At 60.6% G+C, this 17,503-nt stretch carries 19 protein-coding genes; 6 read left to right on the top strand and 13 right to left on the bottom strand.

What is annotated here, in order from left to right:
* Positions 1 to 202 precede the first annotated feature (202 nt).
* From ACN0RV_RS14185 to ACN0RV_RS14170, 4 genes are read left to right on the top strand one after another with little or no spacing between them, the layout of a single operon-like run.
* Positions 203 to 1,414 carry an aspartate aminotransferase family protein gene (locus ACN0RV_RS14185; protein WP_417348496.1) on the top strand — a complete coding sequence of 404 codons (1,212 nt, stop codon included), beginning with the start codon at positions 203 to 205 and terminating at the stop codon, positions 1,412 to 1,414.
* Between the two features lie 39 nt (positions 1,415 to 1,453).
* The gene (gene astA / locus ACN0RV_RS14180) at positions 1,454 to 2,476 is read left to right on the top strand and encodes an arginine N-succinyltransferase (protein ID WP_417348494.1); all 1,023 of its coding nucleotides are present in this window, start codon (positions 1,454 to 1,456) and stop codon (positions 2,474 to 2,476) included.
* A gap of 10 nt (positions 2,477 to 2,486) precedes the next feature.
* Entirely contained in the window at positions 2,487 to 3,947 is a 1,461-nt protein-coding gene (gene astD, locus ACN0RV_RS14175; RefSeq protein WP_417348492.1) for a succinylglutamate-semialdehyde dehydrogenase, read from the top strand.
* Positions 3,948 to 3,957: 10 nt separating this feature from the next.
* A complete protein-coding gene (locus ACN0RV_RS14170; protein ID WP_417348490.1) occupies positions 3,958 to 4,755 on the top strand; it encodes a DUF1338 domain-containing protein in 798 nt (265 codons plus the stop codon).
* Positions 4,756 to 4,867: 112 nt separating this feature from the next.
* On the opposite strand, the gene crp is transcribed toward ACN0RV_RS14170, so the two are convergent.
* The 7 genes from crp to ACN0RV_RS14135 all read right to left on the bottom strand — a co-directional run bounded on the left by crp (position 4,868) and on the right by ACN0RV_RS14135 (position 11,444).
* Positions 4,868 to 5,503, bottom strand: coding sequence for a cAMP-activated global transcriptional regulator CRP (gene crp / locus ACN0RV_RS14165; RefSeq protein WP_028109677.1), 636 nt, complete (start codon positions 5,501 to 5,503; stop codon positions 4,868 to 4,870).
* Positions 5,504 to 5,714: 211 nt separating this feature from the next.
* Positions 5,715 to 6,629 carry a phosphoribulokinase gene (locus tag ACN0RV_RS14160; RefSeq protein WP_417348488.1) on the bottom strand — a complete coding sequence of 305 codons (915 nt, stop codon included), beginning with the start codon at positions 6,627 to 6,629 and terminating at the stop codon, positions 5,715 to 5,717.
* 70 nt (positions 6,630 to 6,699) lie between these two features.
* On the bottom strand, positions 6,700 to 6,951 hold the full coding sequence (locus ACN0RV_RS14155; RefSeq protein ID WP_417348487.1) for a YheU family protein: 252 nt from the start codon (positions 6,949 to 6,951) through the stop codon (positions 6,700 to 6,702).
* A gap of 2 nt (positions 6,952 to 6,953) precedes the next feature.
* Positions 6,954 to 7,901 carry a DUF3187 family protein gene (locus ACN0RV_RS14150; protein WP_417348486.1) on the bottom strand — a complete coding sequence of 316 codons (948 nt, stop codon included), beginning with the start codon at positions 7,899 to 7,901 and terminating at the stop codon, positions 6,954 to 6,956.
* Positions 7,902 to 7,962: 61 nt separating this feature from the next.
* Positions 7,963 to 8,934 carry a hydrolase gene (locus ACN0RV_RS14145; protein ID WP_417348484.1) on the bottom strand — a complete coding sequence of 324 codons (972 nt, stop codon included), beginning with the start codon at positions 8,932 to 8,934 and terminating at the stop codon, positions 7,963 to 7,965.
* Between the two features lie 104 nt (positions 8,935 to 9,038).
* Complete coding sequence (locus ACN0RV_RS14140; RefSeq protein WP_417348482.1) at positions 9,039 to 9,539, bottom strand: TIGR02444 family protein; 501 nt, start codon at positions 9,537 to 9,539, stop codon at positions 9,039 to 9,041.
* 3 nt (positions 9,540 to 9,542) lie between these two features.
* Positions 9,543 to 11,444 (bottom strand): ATP-binding cassette domain-containing protein, encoded by a 1,902-nt coding sequence (locus tag ACN0RV_RS14135; protein ID WP_417348481.1) that lies wholly within the window; start codon positions 11,442 to 11,444, stop codon positions 9,543 to 9,545.
* 62 nt (positions 11,445 to 11,506) lie between these two features.
* Here ACN0RV_RS14135 and ACN0RV_RS14130 point away from each other — a divergent pair, with 62 nt between their 5' ends.
* The gene (locus ACN0RV_RS14130) at positions 11,507 to 11,710 is read left to right on the top strand and encodes a YheV family putative zinc ribbon protein (RefSeq protein WP_286341256.1); all 204 of its coding nucleotides are present in this window, start codon (positions 11,507 to 11,509) and stop codon (positions 11,708 to 11,710) included.
* A gap of 21 nt (positions 11,711 to 11,731) precedes the next feature.
* Here the strand turns inward: ACN0RV_RS14130 and lpoB are convergent, their stop codons facing one another.
* Genes lpoB through ACN0RV_RS14110 form a run of 4 tightly spaced genes read right to left on the bottom strand, consistent with a single transcriptional unit; the run spans position 11,732 to position 14,442 of the window.
* Positions 11,732 to 12,325, bottom strand: a complete 594-nt coding sequence (lpoB, locus tag ACN0RV_RS14125; RefSeq protein WP_417348479.1) for a penicillin-binding protein activator LpoB — start codon at positions 12,323 to 12,325, stop codon at positions 11,732 to 11,734.
* A 14-nt stretch (positions 12,326 to 12,339) separates the two neighbouring features.
* A complete protein-coding gene (locus ACN0RV_RS14120) occupies positions 12,340 to 13,689 on the bottom strand; it encodes a COG3014 family protein (RefSeq protein WP_417348477.1) in 1,350 nt (449 codons plus the stop codon).
* A complete protein-coding gene (gene def / locus ACN0RV_RS14115) occupies positions 13,686 to 14,228 on the bottom strand; it encodes a peptide deformylase (protein WP_417348475.1) in 543 nt (180 codons plus the stop codon). The genes ACN0RV_RS14120 and def overlap by 4 nt, the downstream gene beginning before the upstream one ends.
* A gap of 1 nt (position 14,229) precedes the next feature.
* Complete coding sequence (locus ACN0RV_RS14110) at positions 14,230 to 14,442, bottom strand: SlyX family protein (RefSeq protein ID WP_417348473.1); 213 nt, start codon at positions 14,440 to 14,442, stop codon at positions 14,230 to 14,232.
* Positions 14,443 to 14,584: 142 nt separating this feature from the next.
* Here ACN0RV_RS14110 and ACN0RV_RS14105 point away from each other — a divergent pair, with 142 nt between their 5' ends.
* The gene (locus ACN0RV_RS14105; protein ID WP_417348471.1) at positions 14,585 to 14,941 is read left to right on the top strand and encodes a YacL family protein; all 357 of its coding nucleotides are present in this window, start codon (positions 14,585 to 14,587) and stop codon (positions 14,939 to 14,941) included.
* Between the two features lie 32 nt (positions 14,942 to 14,973).
* Here the strand turns inward: ACN0RV_RS14105 and ACN0RV_RS14100 are convergent, their stop codons facing one another.
* Positions 14,974 to 15,597 (bottom strand): response regulator, encoded by a 624-nt coding sequence (locus ACN0RV_RS14100; protein WP_417348469.1) that lies wholly within the window; start codon positions 15,595 to 15,597, stop codon positions 14,974 to 14,976.
* Entirely contained in the window at positions 15,590 to 17,290 is a 1,701-nt protein-coding gene (gene narQ, locus ACN0RV_RS14095) for a nitrate/nitrite two-component system sensor histidine kinase NarQ (protein ID WP_417348467.1), read from the bottom strand. Before narQ ends, ACN0RV_RS14100 begins: the two co-directional genes overlap by 8 nt.
* Between the last annotated feature and the right edge of the window lie 213 nt (positions 17,291 to 17,503).

Below are 17,503 nucleotides of genomic sequence, written 5' to 3'. Positions count from 1 at the left end.
ATTGTTCGGCCATTATATATGGATGTATCAGTCTCTTTAATGGTGAATAATTACCCTTTTTTTGCGCCTTTGTCCTACACTCCGCCATTTTGACTGCAAAGCGACAATTTTATATGGTTGGTTGTTATCAGAATGATAATTAGGTCACATTTGTGTCTCACACTCAGGGGGCACAAAGAGTAAGGCCAAGGAGAACATGACAATGCAATCACAGCTTAACCGCGCCCTGTTTGACCAGGTAATGGTCCCCAACTACAACCCTTCCAGTGTTATCCCTGTCCGTGGCGAAGGCGCCCGGGTATGGGACCAGGAGGGTCGTGAGTTTATCGACTTCGCCGGCGGCATCGCCGTGAACTGCCTCGGCCATTGCCACCCCGCCCTGGTCGGCGCCCTGAAGGAGCAGGGAGAGAAGCTGTGGCACCTCTCCAACGTGATGACCAACGAGCCCGCTCTGCAGCTGGCCAAAACCCTGACCGACAGCACCTTCGCCGATCGGGTCTATTTCGCCAACTCCGGTGCCGAAGCCAACGAAGCGGCCCTGAAGCTGGCCCGTCGCTGGGCCCTGGAGAACGGCGGCGAAGAGAAGAATCAGATCATCGCCTTCACCAAGGCGTTTCACGGCCGCACCTTCTTCACCGTGACTGTGGGTGGCCAGCCTGCCTACTCCGACGGCTTCGGCCCCAAGCCTGAAGGCGTTGACCACATCGAGTTCAATGATCTGGCCGCCCTGGAAGCGGTGATCTCCGACAAAACTTGCGCCGTGATGATGGAGCCCATCCAGGGTGAAGGCGGCATCATCCCCGCCACCCAGGAGTTCATGGACGGAGTGCGCGCCCTGTGTGACAAGCACAACGCCCTGCTGATCTTCGATGAGGTTCAGACCGGTGTCGGCCGTACCGGCGCCCTGTACGCCTACCAGCACTATGGTGTGGCCCCAGATATCCTGACCACCGCCAAAGCCCTGGGCGGCGGTTTCCCCGTGGCGGCCATGCTGACCAAGGCCGAGATTGCTTCCAGCCTGAAGGTGGGCACCCACGGCTCCACCTATGGTGGTAACCCTCTGGCCTGTGCCGTGGCCAACGCGGTGCTGGGCGTGGTGAACACCCCGGATGTGCTGGAAGGGGTGACCATCAAGCACCGCAAGTTCGTCGATGGCCTTAACGCCATCAACGACAAGTACCAGGTGTTCTCCGAAGTGCGTGGTCAAGGCCTGCTGATCGGCGCCGTGCTCAATGACGAGTTCCAGGGCCGTGCCCGTGACTTCCTGGTGGCCTCTGCCGAAGCCGGCCTGATGTGCCTGGTGGCCGGTGCCAACGTGGTGCGTTTCACCCCATCTCTGGTGATCACCGACGAAGAGATTGAACTGGGTCTGGCCCGCTTCGAGGAAGCGGTTGCCAAGGTAAAACAGGGCTAACTCCCTCCCCGCCAGGGCGAGTAGGAGAGGAGACCGGCCATGCTTAGAGTACGACCGATCGCCGAGCGGGATTATCCCGCTCTGCTTCAGATTGCCGAGGATTCCGGTCACGGATTCACCTCGCTGCCAATCGATGAAAAACTGCTGAAGAGTAAGATCCAGCGCTCTGTCCGCAGCTTCGCCAAAGCGGTGGAGCAACCGGGGGACGAGCTCTACCTGATGGTGCTGGAGGAGACGGAAACCGGTGAGGTGGTGGGCACCTGTGCCATCGAGGCGGCGGTGGGCATCGAAGATGCCTTCTACCACTACCGCCTGGGCAAGGATGTGCATGTCTCTCCTCAGCTGGAAATCCGCCGGGAAGTGAACACCCTGACCCTGTGTAACGACTACACCGGGGCAGCGGAGCTGTGCACCCTCTATCTTAAGCCTGAATGGCGTAAGGGGGACAACGGCCGCTTCCTGTCCATGTGCCGCTTCCTGCTGCTGGCGGCCTTCCCTGAGCGTTTCGGTGACAAGGTGATCGCCGAGATGCGCGGGGTCAGTGACGCCAGTGGGGCCTCCCCCTTCTGGCAGTGGCTGGAGGATCACTTCTTCGGCATCGACTTCCCCACCGCAGATTACCTGACCGGCATCGGTGACAAGGTGTTTGTGGCCGAACTGATGCCCCGTCACCCCATCTACGTCAATCTGCTGAGCCCCGAGGCGCAAGCGGTGGTGGGCGAGGTGCATGAGAACACCAAGCCTGCCCTGAGGTTGTTGCAGAGCCAGGGCTTCCGCTGTCAGGGTTACGTGGACATCTTCGATGCCGGCCCGACGGTGGAGTGTCAGCGCAGCGAAATCAAGGCGGTTCGCGAATCCGCCAGCCTGACCCTCAAGGTGGGTGATCACGACGGTGACGACAAGGTGATCGTCACCAACGCCAACCTCAAGGATCTGACCATCATCAGAGCCAGTGCCAAGGTAGACAGGGAGGCCGGAGAGATCTTCCTGAGCCAGGCTGATGCCGACGCACTGGCCCGGAACTCCGGGGCCACCGTGTGGGTCCTGGGCATGAATCGATAAGGAATCAGTGATGAGCCATTTGATTAACGGCCAGTGGGCCCAGGGACTGGGGCACGAGATGCACTCGGTGAACCCGGCCACCAACGAGGTGATCTGGCAGGGCCAGAGCGCCACTCCGGAGCAGGTGGATGCGGCCCTGAAGGCGGCCCGCGCTGCCCAGTTCCCCTGGTTCAGCCTGGGTCTGGAAGGACGCCTGGAGATCATCAACGCCTACAAGGCACAGCTGGAAGCCAATAAGGAGCAGATGGCCCTGACCATCGCCGAGGAGACCGGCAAGCCCCTGTGGGAGACCCGCACCGAGGCCGCCGCCATGATTGGCAAGGTGGGCTTGTCCATCACCGCCTACGGCGAGCGTACCGGCTCCAAGGAGAGCCAGGCCCCCGCCGGCCGTGCGGTGCTGAGACACAAGCCCCATGGTGTGGTGGCGGTGTTTGGCCCCTACAACTTCCCCGGCCACCTGCCCAATGGCCACATTGTGCCGGCGCTGATTGCCGGTAACACCGTGGTCCTCAAGCCGTCGGAGCAGACCCCCAAGGTGGCGGAGCTGATGTTGAAGCTGTGGCAGGAAGCGGGCCTGCCCGCCGGTGTCATCAACCTGGTTCAGGGTGAGCTGGAGACCGGCAAGGCCCTGGCTTCCCACCAGGAGATCGATGGCCTGTTCTTCACCGGCAGCTCCCGCACCGGTCACCTGCTGCATCAGCAGTTCGGTGGTGAGCCCGGCAAGATCCTGGCCCTGGAGATGGGCGGCAACAACCCGTTGATCGTTCGTCAGGTGGCGGATGAGGCGGCGGCGGTGCACGACATCATCCAGTCCGCCTTCATCTCCTCCGGTCAGCGCTGTACCTGTGCCCGTCGTCTCTACCTGCCCCGCACTGGGCAGGGTGACGCCATCCTGGCGCGCCTGATTGAGGCCACCAATAAGATCCGTGTCGGCAAGTTCGACGCCGATCCTCAGCCCTTCATGGGGTCGATGATCTCCGCCGGTGCCGCCCAGGCGATGGTGGACGCTCAGGTCAAGCTGCGTGAGCTTGGGGGCGAGCCCCTGGTGGAACTGCGTCCGCTGCAAGCGGACACCGGCCTGGTGAGCCCAGGCATCATCGATGTCACCGCTATCGGCGAGCTGCCTGACGAGGAGTACTTCGGTCCCCTGTTGCAGGTGATTCGCTACGACGAGTTTGATCAGGCTATTGAGCTGGCCAACCGCACCCGTTACGGCCTCTCCGCCGGCCTGCTGTCCGACAGCAGGGACGAGTGGGAGTACTTCCTGGCGCGCAGCCGCGCCGGCATCGTCAACTGGAACAAGCAGATCACCGGCGCTGCCGGCTCCGCCCCCTTCGGTGGCATCGGCGCCAGCGGTAACCACAGGGCCAGTGCCTACTACGCGGCGGATTACTGCGCCTACCCGGTCGCTTCCGTGGAAGCGGATCAGGTAGCCATGCCCGCCACCCTGGCCCCGGGCCTGGAGATCTAAAAGGAGCAAGATGGAAATGGATATTCAAAACCTGTTTGGCCAGCTGTGGCAGGACTACCTGAAGCAGTGCCCCAGTGCCGAGAAGGTGCATCAACTGCTCAGTGGTGGTGAGGCGATCATCAACGACCATGTGGCGTTTCGTACCTTCCGTGCCCCGGGCCTGGGGATCGACAACCTGGCCCAGCACTTCCTGGCCCTGGGATACGAGCAGAAAGGGGAGTATCACTTCGACGCCAAGAAACTGTATGCCCGGCACTACGAACACCCTGACAGCACTCAGCCCAAGGTTTTTATCTCTGAGCTGAAGCTGGAGGAGTGCAGTGCCCAGCTGCAGGAGATCGTGGCGTCTCTGGTGGCGCAGATGCCCCAGGGGCTGACCCAGGATGTGGCTCATGCCTATGGCGGCGCCCCCTGGAAGGCCACCCAGGAGCAGTACCGCACCCTGCTGGAGGAGAGCGAGTACGCCGCCTGGCTGGCGGCCTTCGGTTTCCGCGCCAACCACTTTACCGTCAGCGTGAACCACTTGAGCGAGTTTGGCACCCTGGAGAGCGTCAACCAGGCACTGAAGGCGTCCGGCTTCGATCTCAACAGCTCCGGCGGTGAGATCAAGGGCAGTCCGGAAGTGCTGCTGGAGCAATCCTCCACCCTGGCAGACAAGGTGGCGGTGAGCTTCGCCGACGGCGAGATGACCATCCCCGCCTGCTTCTATGAGTTTGCCCTGCGCTACCCCATGGCCGACGGCGAGCTCTACACCGGCTTTGTGGCGGCTTCGGCGGACAAGATCTTCGAGTCCACCAACGTTCGCTAGCTGGCGAGGCTGGGTACGAGAAAAGGGCGCCCAGGCGCCCTTTTTTATTTCTCAACTCTCAGCCATTAAAAAACCCCGCATTGGCGGGGTTTTTCGATTCTGAGCTATGTCCTTAACGGGTGCCGTAGACCACGATGGTCTTACCGTGCGCCTGGATCAGGTTTTGCTCTTCCAGCATCTTCAGGATGCGGCCCACAGTCTCACGGGAACAGCCAACAATCTGACCGATCTCCTGACGGGTGATCTTGATCTGCATGCCATCTGGGTGAGTCATGGCATCGGGCTGACGGGCCAGGCTCAGCAGAGTCTGGGCGATGCGGCCAGCCACATCCAGGAAGGCCAGGTCGCCCACCTTCTGAGAGGTGTTTTGCAGGCGGTTGGCCATCTGAGCGGACAGCTTCATCAGAATGTCAGGGTTTACCTGGATCAACTGGCGGAATTTCTTGTAGGAGATCTCGGCGATTTCACAAGGAGACTTGGCACGAACCCATGCGGTCCGCTCAGGCTGCTCTTCGAACAGGCCCAGCTCTCCAATGAAGTCACCCTGATTCAGGTAGGACAGGATCATCTCCTTGCCCTCTTCATCCTTGATCAGTACCGCGACGGAACCCTTAACGATGTAGTACAGGGTATCGGACTCTTCACCGGCGTGGATCAGAGTGCTCTTGGCAGGATACTTGTGGATGTGGCAATGGGAGAGGAACCACTCTAGAGTTGGATCCGGTTTTGGCTTGCCGATTAGCGCCATAAGTGCTGTCCCTCAGTTTGGTAAGGAAAAGATAAACAACTCAGAATTCTAGGTTCAAATGTTAAATAGGTCTAGCCCAAAGCACTATGACCTTGATCCAAGTTTTTTATATCCGCTGAAAAAAAAGCTCGGATTAAGAAGATGATCTGCCCGAAAAGACCCAATTTGGTCAAACAAAATTACTGTTGACTGGATCCTGTGTTATTTCAGGTTAGCTCAGCTCTCCATTATTCCCCTGTTCGAATTGTTCCTTGATCAGGGTTTGTTTACGCTGCTGTATCAATTTTTTGATCACCGGCGTCAGAATCAGCTCCATGGCCAGGCCCATTTTGCCGCCCGGCACCACCAGAGTGTTGATTCTGGACATAAAACTACCTTGAATCATCTGCAGATAGTAGGAGAAATCCACGTCTTTTACACCCCGGAAGCGGATCACCACGAAACTTTCGTCGTCGCTGGGAATATCCTTGGCACTGAAGGGGTTGGAGGTATCCACCGTGGGAACCCTCTGGAAGTTGATGTGGGTGCGGGAGAACTGCGGGGTCATGTGATTCACATAGTCGTCCATGGAGCGGACGATGCTGCCCATCACCTTTTCCCTGCTGTGGCCCCGGTCGCCAGTGTCACGGATGATCTTCTGAATCCACTCCAGGTTGACGATGGGCACCATGCCGATCAGCAGGTCCACCTTCTTGGCCACGTTCACCTCATCGGTCACCACCCCGCCGTGCAGCCCTTCGTAGTAGAGCAGATCGGTGTCCGCTTCCAGAGGCTGATAGGGGGTGAAGGTGCCGGGCATCTGGTTGAAGGGCACCGCCTCATCGAAGGTGTGCAGGTATTGCCTTACCTGGCCCTGTCCGGACTGGCCATAGGTCTCGAACAGGTTTCCCAGGGCAGGGAAGTCGTTGGCCTCGGGGCCGAAGTAGCTGATGCTCTTGTTGTCTTCCCTGGCTTTACGGATCGCCAGTTCCATCTCCGCCCTGGTGTAGCGGTGGAAGCTGTCCCCCTCCACCAGCGCCGCCGTCACGCCCAGCTGGCGAAAGATGTGTTTAAAGGCTTTGGTGGTGGTGGTGGTGCCGGCGCCACTGCTGCCGGTAACCGCGATGATGGGGTGCTTGGCTGACATATCCTTTGGCCCTTCCCTGTAATTGGTCTTTTGTTATAAAAGTGTTGCCCCCGCCGGGTCAAGAGCCGGGTCAATCGAAGGCGCTGGCGGTCACCTGGTCCGCCGGACGGATCGCCACCGATTCCTCCTCTTCGCTGAACTCCACCACCAGTTCGCCCCGCTTCAGGGCTGCCTCTACCTGGGGCAGCGCCTGGGACAGGGCCTGGCTGTCGGTCTGGTCGAATCCCTGATCGGTGATCTGCTGCAGCAGGAACTCACGCATCAGGTTGGTCAGGGCCTCACCCGAGAGGCTCTGTTTCAATTTGTCATAGGGGATCAGCATGGTCAGAACTTATATCGGATCTTGGCCACCAGAGCCACATCGGCGCTGTTGTCCGGGTATTTGAAGTTTTGCATGATAACCCCTTCCAGGGCCAGATTGCGAACCTGGTAACGGTAGCCCAGGTTGATCTCGTGGACCGGTTTGGCGAACTGGCCCAGGTCCGGCAGTATGCCTTCGGCGGCGTTGTACTCCAGTAGTACCTGATGGCGGTCGGCGAACTGGCGGCGGTAGCCCAAGCCCCAGTGCCAGCTCGAGGTCTCCAGTTCGAAGCCGAACAGGGCGTCACCGTCGGTCCAGGCCATGGCGCCCATCAGGTAGGCGGTATTACTGCGCCAGGCGTACTGGTAATCCAGCTGGACACTGCCGTCCCAACCACCGCCGCTACGAGGATTGGTGTCATCCTCATAGGCCAGCACTAGTGTGGTGCTGAGGTCATGACGCTGGTGGCGGTAGAGGGAGTAACCCACAGAGAGCTCCAACTGGCGGCCGATGGCATGGCCGCTGAAGTCCTCGATAAGTAGATCCGCCTTGGGGATCTCCAGGTAGCTGCGATGTTTGGGGACTTCGGCGCGGCCATTCTGGTCGATGCCAAACAGCTTGTGGAAGGAGAGGCTCAGTTGGTCCAGGTGGGCGTCGTCTGTGGTGTGGCTGGCGATGGAGGCGCCCAGTTGCCAGCGATCCGACGGACTCCACTGCAGGCTGAAACGATACTGGATGGTGTAGTAGTCCATCACATACTCTTCGTCGACGGCCCAGATGCTGGCGGCGTAGATGGCGGCGTCGGCGATGAGGTCGCCCTGGGTGTAGCGGGCGGGGCGGAAGATGGGGCTCAGAACCAGGGATTTCAGGGGCGCTTGGGAGCGCACCATCATCGGGCCGTCGGCCCAGTAACGGCCATAAGCCGGGGCCGCCGCCAGCATCAACCCCACGAGGAACCAGACAACTTTCATCTCCACCTCCCACACACTCTCTGAGTTTTAGTGTAGGAGGCGCTTGGGCAAAGTGCCGGATTTATAAGGATTCGTTCAGGAAGTTGATCGCCCGGGGTTCCAGGTAGAAGGCCGGTCGCCACAGGGGACCGCCACTGATAAAGCCCACGTGGCCGCCGTAGGGACAGAGCTCCAGGGTGACGCTGTGAGCCAGTTCATGGGGGGCAGGGATCACCGCCTGGGTCATGAAGGGGTCATCGGCGGCGTGCAGCACCAGCAGGGGGCGGCGCACCCCCTTGAGAAATTGTTTGCCGCTGGCACGCCGGTAGTAGTCATCGGCACCATCGAAGCCGTGCAGAGGCGCGGTGACCCTGTGGTCAAACTGGTAAAAGGTGTTGAGCTTTTTACATTCCCCTGGCCCCACGGGCATGGCCCCGGCGTGGGGACCGGCCAGCTTCTGATGGATCTTGTCTCTCAGTCGGGTCAGCAGATGGCGCTGATAGACCCGGGAGAAGCCCTGCTCCATACGCCGGGCACAGGCGAAGAGGTCCAGGGGAGGTGAGACCGCCACGCCGCGGTGAATCAGGCTGTTGTCACCCTGCTCACCCAGGTATTTGCACAGCACGTTGCCCCCCAGAGAGTAGCCGATGGCCAATATGGGCCGGTCGGGAAAGCGTTGGGTCAGCTGGGTGAGCATTTGCCCCAGGTCGGCGGTTTCGCCGCTGTGGTAGGTCCGGGGCAGGGCATTCATCTCGCCGCCGCAACTGCGCTGATGCATCACCACCGCGGTCGCCCCCTGCTGATTCAAGCGATGCAGCATCCGCCTGACATAGTGGGAGTCGGAGCCGCCCTCCAGGCCGTGGAGCAGCAGGTAGAGGGGCCCGTCCCCTTCCGGATTCAGCCAGTCCAGTTGCAGGTGATCGCCATCGCTGAGAGAAAACGTCTCCCGAAGCAGGGGCAGGGCGGCGGGTTTGACCATCAATGGCCAGATGGTCTGCAGGTGGGGGTTGCGCCACCAACGGCTGGGGGCAAAGCGGGTCGTCATCCGTGTCATCAATGTCCGTGGGTATGAGGATTTAGAGTAGCGGAACTTCTCCCTTTGGGGAAAGGGAAAGAGAAAGGGCCCCAAGGGGCCCTTTGTGACTCTGTGGTCCTGGGTTACTGCACCGCCCGCAACTGGGGCTGGTTGATCATCTGGCTGGCCAGGTCGAACAGTTCCGACAATTGACCCAGAAGCTCAGAGGGCAGGTCCCCGGGATTGAGATCGTGGGCCTGCAGGCAAGCGGTGAGGTTGTCTCCCTCCTGCTCCACCTTGAGGTGTTGCAGGGCTTTGACCATCAGTCGCTGGCTGCGCTTCTCCATCACCAGTTCCACCTCCAGCATCTGGCGATAGCTGTCTTCCGGCAGGCTGGTTTTGGCCAGCTTACGCAGCTGGCGATAGGGGCCAACCATGCGATCTTCCCACTCGTCCTTGGCCTTGCGCAGCGTGGTAAAGCGCGCGCCATCCAGGAACATATGCTCATGCTCCATCAGGATGGCCAATAGCAGCAGGTTGGGGTCGATGCGGTACTGATCCTGCATCAGCAAACAGATCTGGCGGGCTTGTTCCTGTTGCCAGATTTTGTCGCCGAACTGCCACAGGTTCTCGTGACTGATCATCTTTTATTGCTCCTTCGCGGCGTCCCGAATGGTTTCCATCTGCTCCTGGATATCCAACCACTCCAGCTCAAACTCTTCAAGCTGGGATTGCAGTTCGCCTCGTTCCATCAGCAGGCCATTCAGCTCTGATTTGCACTCATCCGTGTAGAGGCGACTGTCTGACAGGGACTCTTCAATGGTGTTCAAACGAGTGTGCAACTTTGACATCCGTTTATCGATGTCAGTTTCGATTTTTTTGAGGGGGGACAGCTTTTGGCGAAGTTCCGCTTCCAGGCGCTTGCGGTTTCGCTTCTGTTCTGACTGGGAGGGGCCCGTCTCCTCGGTTTCGCTGGTTCGGGCCTGCTGGATCAGCCACTGGTGGTAATCCTCCAGGTCCCCTTCGAAGTCCTTCACCCGGCCGCCGTCCACCAGATAGAACTCACTGCAGGTGGCTCGGAGCAGGTGGCGATCGTGGGAGACCACCACCATGGCGCCATCGAACTGTTGCAGGGCCAGGGTCAGGGCTTCCCTCAGCTCCAGGTCCAGGTGGTTGGTGGGTTCATCCAGCAGCAGCAGGTTGGGGCGCTGCCAGATCAGTAGGGCCAGCACCAGACGCGCTTTCTCCCCGCCGGAGAAGGGGGCCACCGGCTCCTTGGCTTTGTCGCCGCTGAAGCCGTATCCGCCCAGGTAGTCCCTGAGCTGCTGTTCGGTGGCGTCCGGGGCGATCAGGGTCAGGTGCTGCAGCGGGCTCTGCTGTGGGTGCAGGGTCTCCAGCTGATGCTGGGCAAAGTAGCCGATCTGCAGGGCCGGATTGGGGGCCAGTTCACCGCTCATGGGCTTGAGCTCCCCGGCCAGCAGTTTGATCAGGGTGGACTTACCGGCGCCGTTGCGCCCCAGCAGGCCGATGCGGCTGCCGGGCACCAGGTTGAGTTTGATCTGCTCCAGCACCGTCTTGTCGCCGTATCCACCCTGTACCTGGTCCATCTGGATCAGCGGATTGGGCAGGGCCTGGGGCTCGCGAAAGCTTATGTTGAAGCTGTTCTGGGCGTGCAGCGGCGCCAGTTCGGTGAGCTTTTCCAACGCCTTGAGCCGGCTCTGGGCCTGACGGGCCTTACTGGCCTTGTAGCGGAAGCGATCCACGAAGGATTGCATATGGGCCCGCTGACGCTGCTGCTTCTCGAACTGGGCCTGTTGCTGGGCCAGTTGCTCGGCGCGCTGGCGCTCAAACTGGCTGTAGTTGCCCTTGTAGTGGTTCAGCTTCTGGTGCTCGATGTGCACCACCTCGCCGGCAACCTGATCCAGAAAGTCGCGGTCGTGGCTGATGAGGATCAGGGTGCCCGGGTAGCGCTTGAGCCATCCTTCCAGCCAGATCAGGGTGTCCAGATCCAGGTGGTTGGTGGGCTCATCCAGCAGCAGCAGGTCTGAGGGGACCAGCAGGGCCCGGGCCAGGTTGAGGCGCATGCGCCAGCCACCGGAGAAGCTCTTTACCGATTGCCCCTGGGCGCTCTGATCAAACCCCAGGCCGTCCAGCAGCTCGGCAGCCCGGGCGGGCACCTGGTAGCCATGATAGGCCTCGAAGGCATCATGGGCGGCGGCGATCGCCTTGCCCTCGCCGGATTCCTGGGCACGGCCCAGCTCCTGCTCCAGGGCACGAAAGTGGCGGTCACCGTCCAGGACGTAGTCCAGGGCACTGACCGTCAGGGCCGGAGTTTCCTGATCCACGGTGGCCATCCGCCACCCCTTGGGCAGATTCAGGTCCCCCGCATCCGGGCTGACCTGACCGGTGAGCATGGCCAGCAGGCTGGACTTGCCACAGCCGTTGGCCCCCACCAGGGCCACCTTGTGGCCGGGATAGATGGTGAGTGAGGTGTTATCCAGCAGCCGCTTGGCGCCGCGGATGAGTTGCACCTGATTTAGCGTTATCATGGATTCGGTATTCAGATAGGAAGTGGCCGAAGTGTACCACAGGCCAAAGGAGAAAATTGATCATGGAAGCAACCCGTAAGAAGCGGTTCATTGCCGGGGCCAGCTGCCCAGAGTGTCAGGCGATGGACAGCATCATGCTGTTCGCCGAGAACGGGGTGGAGGTGATGGAGTGCGTGGAGTGCGGCCATCAGCAGCGTCAGGCTGAAGCGCCTGCCCAGAAGCAGGCAGGCGCCGGTCAGATCATCGGGGTGTTTACCCCGGAATAAACCTGAACTGGGGCTCTGGTTTTAGAGTCCCAGGAAGGAGCGGTTCTTCTGCTTGCGGATCTCTTTCTCGTCCGCCCATTCGATCAGACCACTCTCAAGATCCATCAGGCGCATGGTCATCTTGTAGTAGACATCCTTGGTGGAGCCGTCCTGTTTGACGATGCTGGAGAGGTTGCCATACAGCATGTACTGGGCACCGATCTGGCGACCGAACTGGATGGCGGTCGCAGGGTTCACCAGGCCGCCGTTGTTCTGGAAGTCCAGCTGTTTGCGAACCGATTCCACCTTGGTCATGTCGACGAAGCGGAACTGGCCACTGCGCAGCAGTCGGGTGCTGATGGTGTCGGTGATGGACTCGGTATCGATGTGCTCCGAGGTTTTGTTCTTGATCTTGTCAACGAACACCACGGGGCGGCTGTCGCCGGTGAGTCGGATCACCGACGGGGTGGTCAGCATGGAGTCCACCATCTTGGCGGCCACGGATTGCAGATCCGAAGAGCCAAAATCTACGGTGACGGTTTCGGTTTCTGTGGCATCCCGGTACTCCACCTTGGACTGACAGCCGCCGAGCAGGGCGATGGCCGCAATGGCCACGATCAGTTTTACGCTTTTCATCTTGGGTCTTCCTCTTACAAAATCACTGAGTGCATCCGGATCCCCGGGCCGGTCTTCACCGCCCAGACCAGGGTGGTTCGTCCCGCTTTGACTTCCACCGGCTGCGGGGTACCGTCGATGGCCAGCTGATACTGGCCGGGAGTGACCGCCTTGGGCCACATCCACGCCTGGCGGGGCAGGGTCAGCCAGCTTCGCCGGTCCGCCTGCTCCGTCAGGGCATTGAAAATCTGCATGGCGATGGCGCCAACGTCACCGCCCTTCTTTTCCGCCCACTCATTGGTGCCCGCCTTGGCGGCCACCCTCAGGGCCTGGCGCAGGACGATGGCGGGATACTGCTCCTGCAGGGCCCGCACCGCCAGGGTGTCGATCTCACCGATAAGCTGGGCTTCCCCCTGGTAGGACTCTGATCCCTTCAGGCTCAGCTTGACCCTTGAGCTGGGTGCAGGCAAGCCCCGGTAGGTGGGCAGGGAGACCTGCTGATAGTAGCCGTCGATGGTGAAGGGGATGGTGACCGACTCCCTGGCCGGCACATAGCCGGTTTCCAACAGCACCACCACCCGGCCCTGGCCCGGGGCCATCTCCGCTGGCGCACCAAACTGGCGGCGGGCGCCGTCGCAGTCAATATCCAGTTCACAGGAGAGGCGTACATACTCGGCCCCGAGCAGGCTGTTGTCCGGGTAGGCCTGCAGCGCCTTGCGCAGGTCGATAAGGGCGTCGTTGTCCTCTCCCTGGGCTTCAAACAGAATGGCGTTCTGATACAGGGTGTAGCTGTTGATGAAGGAGTTGGTGGCGTTGCCTCCCAGAGAGTCCAGCTTGGCCAGCTCACGGTTGAGTCCGGCACTGCGCAGGGTCTTTATCTCGTCCCTGTCCTCGTACGCCCTCAGTGCCAGGGTCTGGGCCTGATCGGCCCGCCGCGCTTCCACGGTGGCGCCGGTGAGGTCACCACTGAGCAGGTAGTTGAGAGACTGATACTGGTGAACCAGCACCCGCTCATAGGCCTGGCCCCGGTAGGGGATCAGGTTGTCGGAGATGGTGGCGCCGGCGGCCTGGCTGCTGAGGTCGCTCAGGCTGACCAGGGCCTTCCAGTCACGCTGGTCGTATTGGCTCAAGGCCTGTTCAAAGTAGCGGCGGCTGGCGTCGAAGTTGCCCTGCAGTTGGGCGACCCGCCCTGCCTCCTGGGCGTACAGCAGCCGGTCCTGCCCCTGCAGCCCGGCCTCCAGGGGTTTCAGTGCCTGGCCTTTGCCGTTGTCCAGCTGGGCTTTCACCTCGCCCATCTGCGCCGGGTAGGGCAGGAACAGCGAATTGGAGGCGCAGCCAGACAGCGTCAGGCTGGCGAGGGCAACCAGGGCAAAGGGTTTGATCATGACTGCCCCTCCCTGAGCCACACCTCGGTGGCCATCAGGTCGCGGTTGTCCTCGACCCGGTCGAGGAAGGTGAGGCCGCACAGGTGATCAAATTCGTGGCAGAAAATCCGCGCCACAAACCCCTTCAGGCGAGTGTGGTGTCGCTGTCCACAGAGGTCATCGAAGCTCACCTCAACCCACAGAGGACGACAGACCCGTCCGCGGATACCGGGTACCGACAGGCACCCCTCCCACCCCATCTCCTGCTCGGTGGACTGAGCTTCGATGCGGGGATTGGCCATCACCAGGGGCTCCATCTGCGGCGCGTCTGGGTAACGGGCGTTGGGGCGTGAGGCGATGATCATCAGCGCCAGGCTGTGGTGCACCTGGGGCGCGGCGATGCCAACGCCTCCCTGATCGTCCATCTTCCGGCGCATCCCCTCGGCCAACTGGGATACCTGAGGATCCGGCAGCTGGACGGCACCGGCGTGCTGGCGCAACACCGCTTCGCCCAGCAGGGCGATGGTGAGAGAGTCTGGGGAGGGGGTGGTCTGGCTCATATCAGTAATGGGGTGGTGGGGTCTCTTCCGCCTGGGTTGCGATCTGGCTGGGGCCGGTGGCCATCATCTTGTCAGCCAGCTGTTTGACCTGGCGCTGCATCAGATCCAACCGCTGGTTCAGTTCCACCACGGTCTGGTTGAGGCTGTCGATGGTCTCCTCCTGGAACGCCACCTTGGTTTCCAGCTCGCTGATTCTTTGTTCGGTTAGGGACATACTGCTGTGCTCAATAAGAGATGACTCACTATCATAGAGGAATGCCCCTCGGGTTTCATGTGTGGATGCGCAGGGATTGGACTGCGGCCCTCGGTACCCTGAGTTACACTTTAGTTCGCGATACTTTTGATAAGACCCTGATATGGAATATGAGTTCAAACACGGCCTCACCGGAGAGCGGGAGGCAAGGCTGTCCATGGGCCACGAGGCCTTTGGCCAGTTGCTGACGGAAGAGTTGGGCCGGCGTGAGTTGGTCGACCAGCTTCTGGGTCAGTTGCGTCAGGCCAACGGGCTGGCGGAGCGGCGCTTCGGCCTGGGGGAGTGGACCCTGATCCTGGAGCAGGGTGAGGTGATGCTGAGCCACAATGCCCTGGGCATGGAGCAGGATCAGGAGCTGGATCCGGATGTGGAGCTCTACGATCAGGAGAGTGAATCCTGCTGTGGCCTGGAGGACCTGTGCCAGCTGCTGGAGAGCTGGCATAGGTTTCTGGGGCGTTAGGGCCTGCCGGTCAGGTAAGCCCCAAGGCAGGATTACTTCTGCAATACCTTTACTGCCAGCTCAACCCGGGAGCGGCAATCGGTCTTTCTCAGCAGGTTCTTTACGTGCACCTTGACGGTGCCTTCACTGATGAACAGCTTCTCCGCCAACAGTTTGTTGCTCATCCCCTCGGCAATCAACCGGGCGATCTCCTGTTCCCTGGGGGTGAGTTCCTGCCACCAGCTGTCATCCTCATCCCCTGAGCTCTGCAGGTAGGATTGCAGACGCTCGGTGATCACCTGCTTACCGGTGATCACCTGCTCAACCTGGTTCAGAATTTGCTCAGGCTCGCTGTCCTTGAGCAGGTAGCCGTCGGCTCCGGCCTGGATCAGGGTGCGCACATCCTCGGCGGCGTCAGACACGGTCAGGATGACGATGTGGCTGGTGACCTCCTCCTGGCGCAGCGCATTGAGGGTATCCAGGCCCGACATCCCCTTCATATTCAGATCCAGCAGGATCAGGTCAGGCTCATCCTCGGCCACCGCCGCCAGGGCATCCACGCCCGAGCCCACTTCGGCAAACAGGTCGTAGCGATCATCCAGGGTCAGCAGTTGACAGATGCCTCGTCGCAGCAGGGGATGGTCATCCACGACCATCACGCTCCAGGGCTTACTCATGCTTATCGTCCTCTTGTGGTCTGAATATTACCTTCACGCACAGGCCGCCACCGGGGTTGGAGATGAACTTCAGTTCCCCACCCAGCTTGCGTGCACGTTCATGCATGATACCAATTCCGAAATGGTTTTCTCTCTCTTTCACGTTTTCGATACCTATGCCCGTATCGCACACACTGAGTTCGATACGGTCATCCTCCAGAGCGAGGGCACTCAGGGTGATGGTGTCCGCCCCGGAGTGTTTGATGGCATTGAGTACCGCCTCCCGGCTCAGCTGCAGCAGATGCACATGCTGCTGGGGGGAGAGCGATGGGGTGTTGAGGTGATAGTTGAGCACCAGCTTGCTCTCGGACCTGGACTCCAGCGGTTCCAGCATCTGTTCCAGGCTGGCCTTGAGATCCTGCTCGGAGATGGTGAGGCGGAAGGTGGAGAGCAGTTCCCGCAACTGTTGGTAGGCCTGGTTGGTGCCAGAGACGATCTCCTCCATCGCCTGGTCCCTCAATTCCTGGTTGTTGGCGGCGATGGCCCGCTTGAGCAGCGAGGTCTGGATCTTCATGTAGGCAAGCACCTGGCCCATGGAGTCGTGCAGCTCCCGGGCAATGGTGCCCCGCTCCTCCATCAGGGTCAGCCGCTCCCGCTGCTGGCTGGCGCGGTTGAGCAGCACCGCACGGGCGACGATGATGGCGAAGTTGTGCAGCATCTGCGGTGGCAACGGGCCGTGGCCAATCAGCGACAGGGTGCCCAGGCGCTCATCCTCAAACACCAGGGGCTCGGCGGTGGAGATGGGGGTGTTGCGGTTGGGATCCCCCAGTGTCATGGTCAGGTCTTTGCGACCGTCGATGGTGAGGGTGACTCCATTGGCGCCTGTGTGTCTCTGCAGACGCTCCAGGGCCTGCTGCATGGTGTCTGAGCCCAGGCGATCCCGGTGGAACCATAGGGAGGTCTGATAGAGGAGCAGCAGACCGGCGTTGGCCTGTTCCAGCTCCCGGGTCTTCTCCTCCACCTGTTGCTCCAGGTTATTGTAGAGGGTTTCCAGCTCGACGGCGGTCTCCTTGAAGGTGTCACTCAGGGTCTGCAACTCGTGGTATTCACTGTCAGGCAGGTCCAGGTCGAACTTGCGCCGGCTGATGGAGAGGGCTGCCTCCTCCAACTGATGCAGGGGGCGCAGCACCCGCCCGCCCACGGCCCGCATCAGCAGGAAGCCCATGGCCATCACCGTCAGCAGTCCCAGCAACTGGGTGGCCAGCAGCAGCATGGTCTTCTTCTCCGCCTGACTTTCCAGCATGTCCACCAGCATGTCGATCTCATCCACAAACTGGCGCACCTCATTCACATAGGCGCGAGAGTTGCCGTTGAGGGCATAGAGTTTCATCTGGTGCCAGCTGGCGATCACCTGATCGTACTGCTGATGGGTGGAGCCCGGGTTGTACCAGCTGCGTGCCTTGCTCAGCTCATCGGAGTAGAGGATCTCCTCAAACTCGGCAATCTTACGATCCACCACAGTGCTGCCGGCGTTGGCCAGGAAGATCAACTGATAGGAGCGCATCCGCAGGGAGCCGGAGGCGTTGATCGCCTTGGCATCATCCACGCTGTACATCAGGGTGATCACCGAGAAGACCGCCACACCGCCAAAGATGAAAATCACACTGACAATCAGTGACAACACTGTGGTGGATAGGCTTTTGTTGCGGTGCATGACGGGCCCTGTTGCTGAGGTTTGTTGCAAGCCTATCGCCAAGCTCAGGTGAATGACAAGAGAAGTGAGTGATTCACAGGCGAAATCGGGCAGGTTATCTATCCTTAGATGGCAGCCATAGGGCGTGCAGGCCTCTGATGGTAGGAGTTTGGACTGGGGTGGCGGTTGCCATGTCAGGCGTTCGGTTGTTGGTCCAGGGTTCTGCACCGGAAT

The sequence above is a fragment of the Ferrimonas sp. genome (genome assembly GCF_048263965.1).
Taxonomy (GTDB): Bacteria; Pseudomonadota; Gammaproteobacteria; order Enterobacterales; family Shewanellaceae; genus Ferrimonas.
The sequence above is the reverse complement of the archived record's forward strand: the minus strand, read 5'-3'. Positions and strand labels throughout refer to the sequence as shown.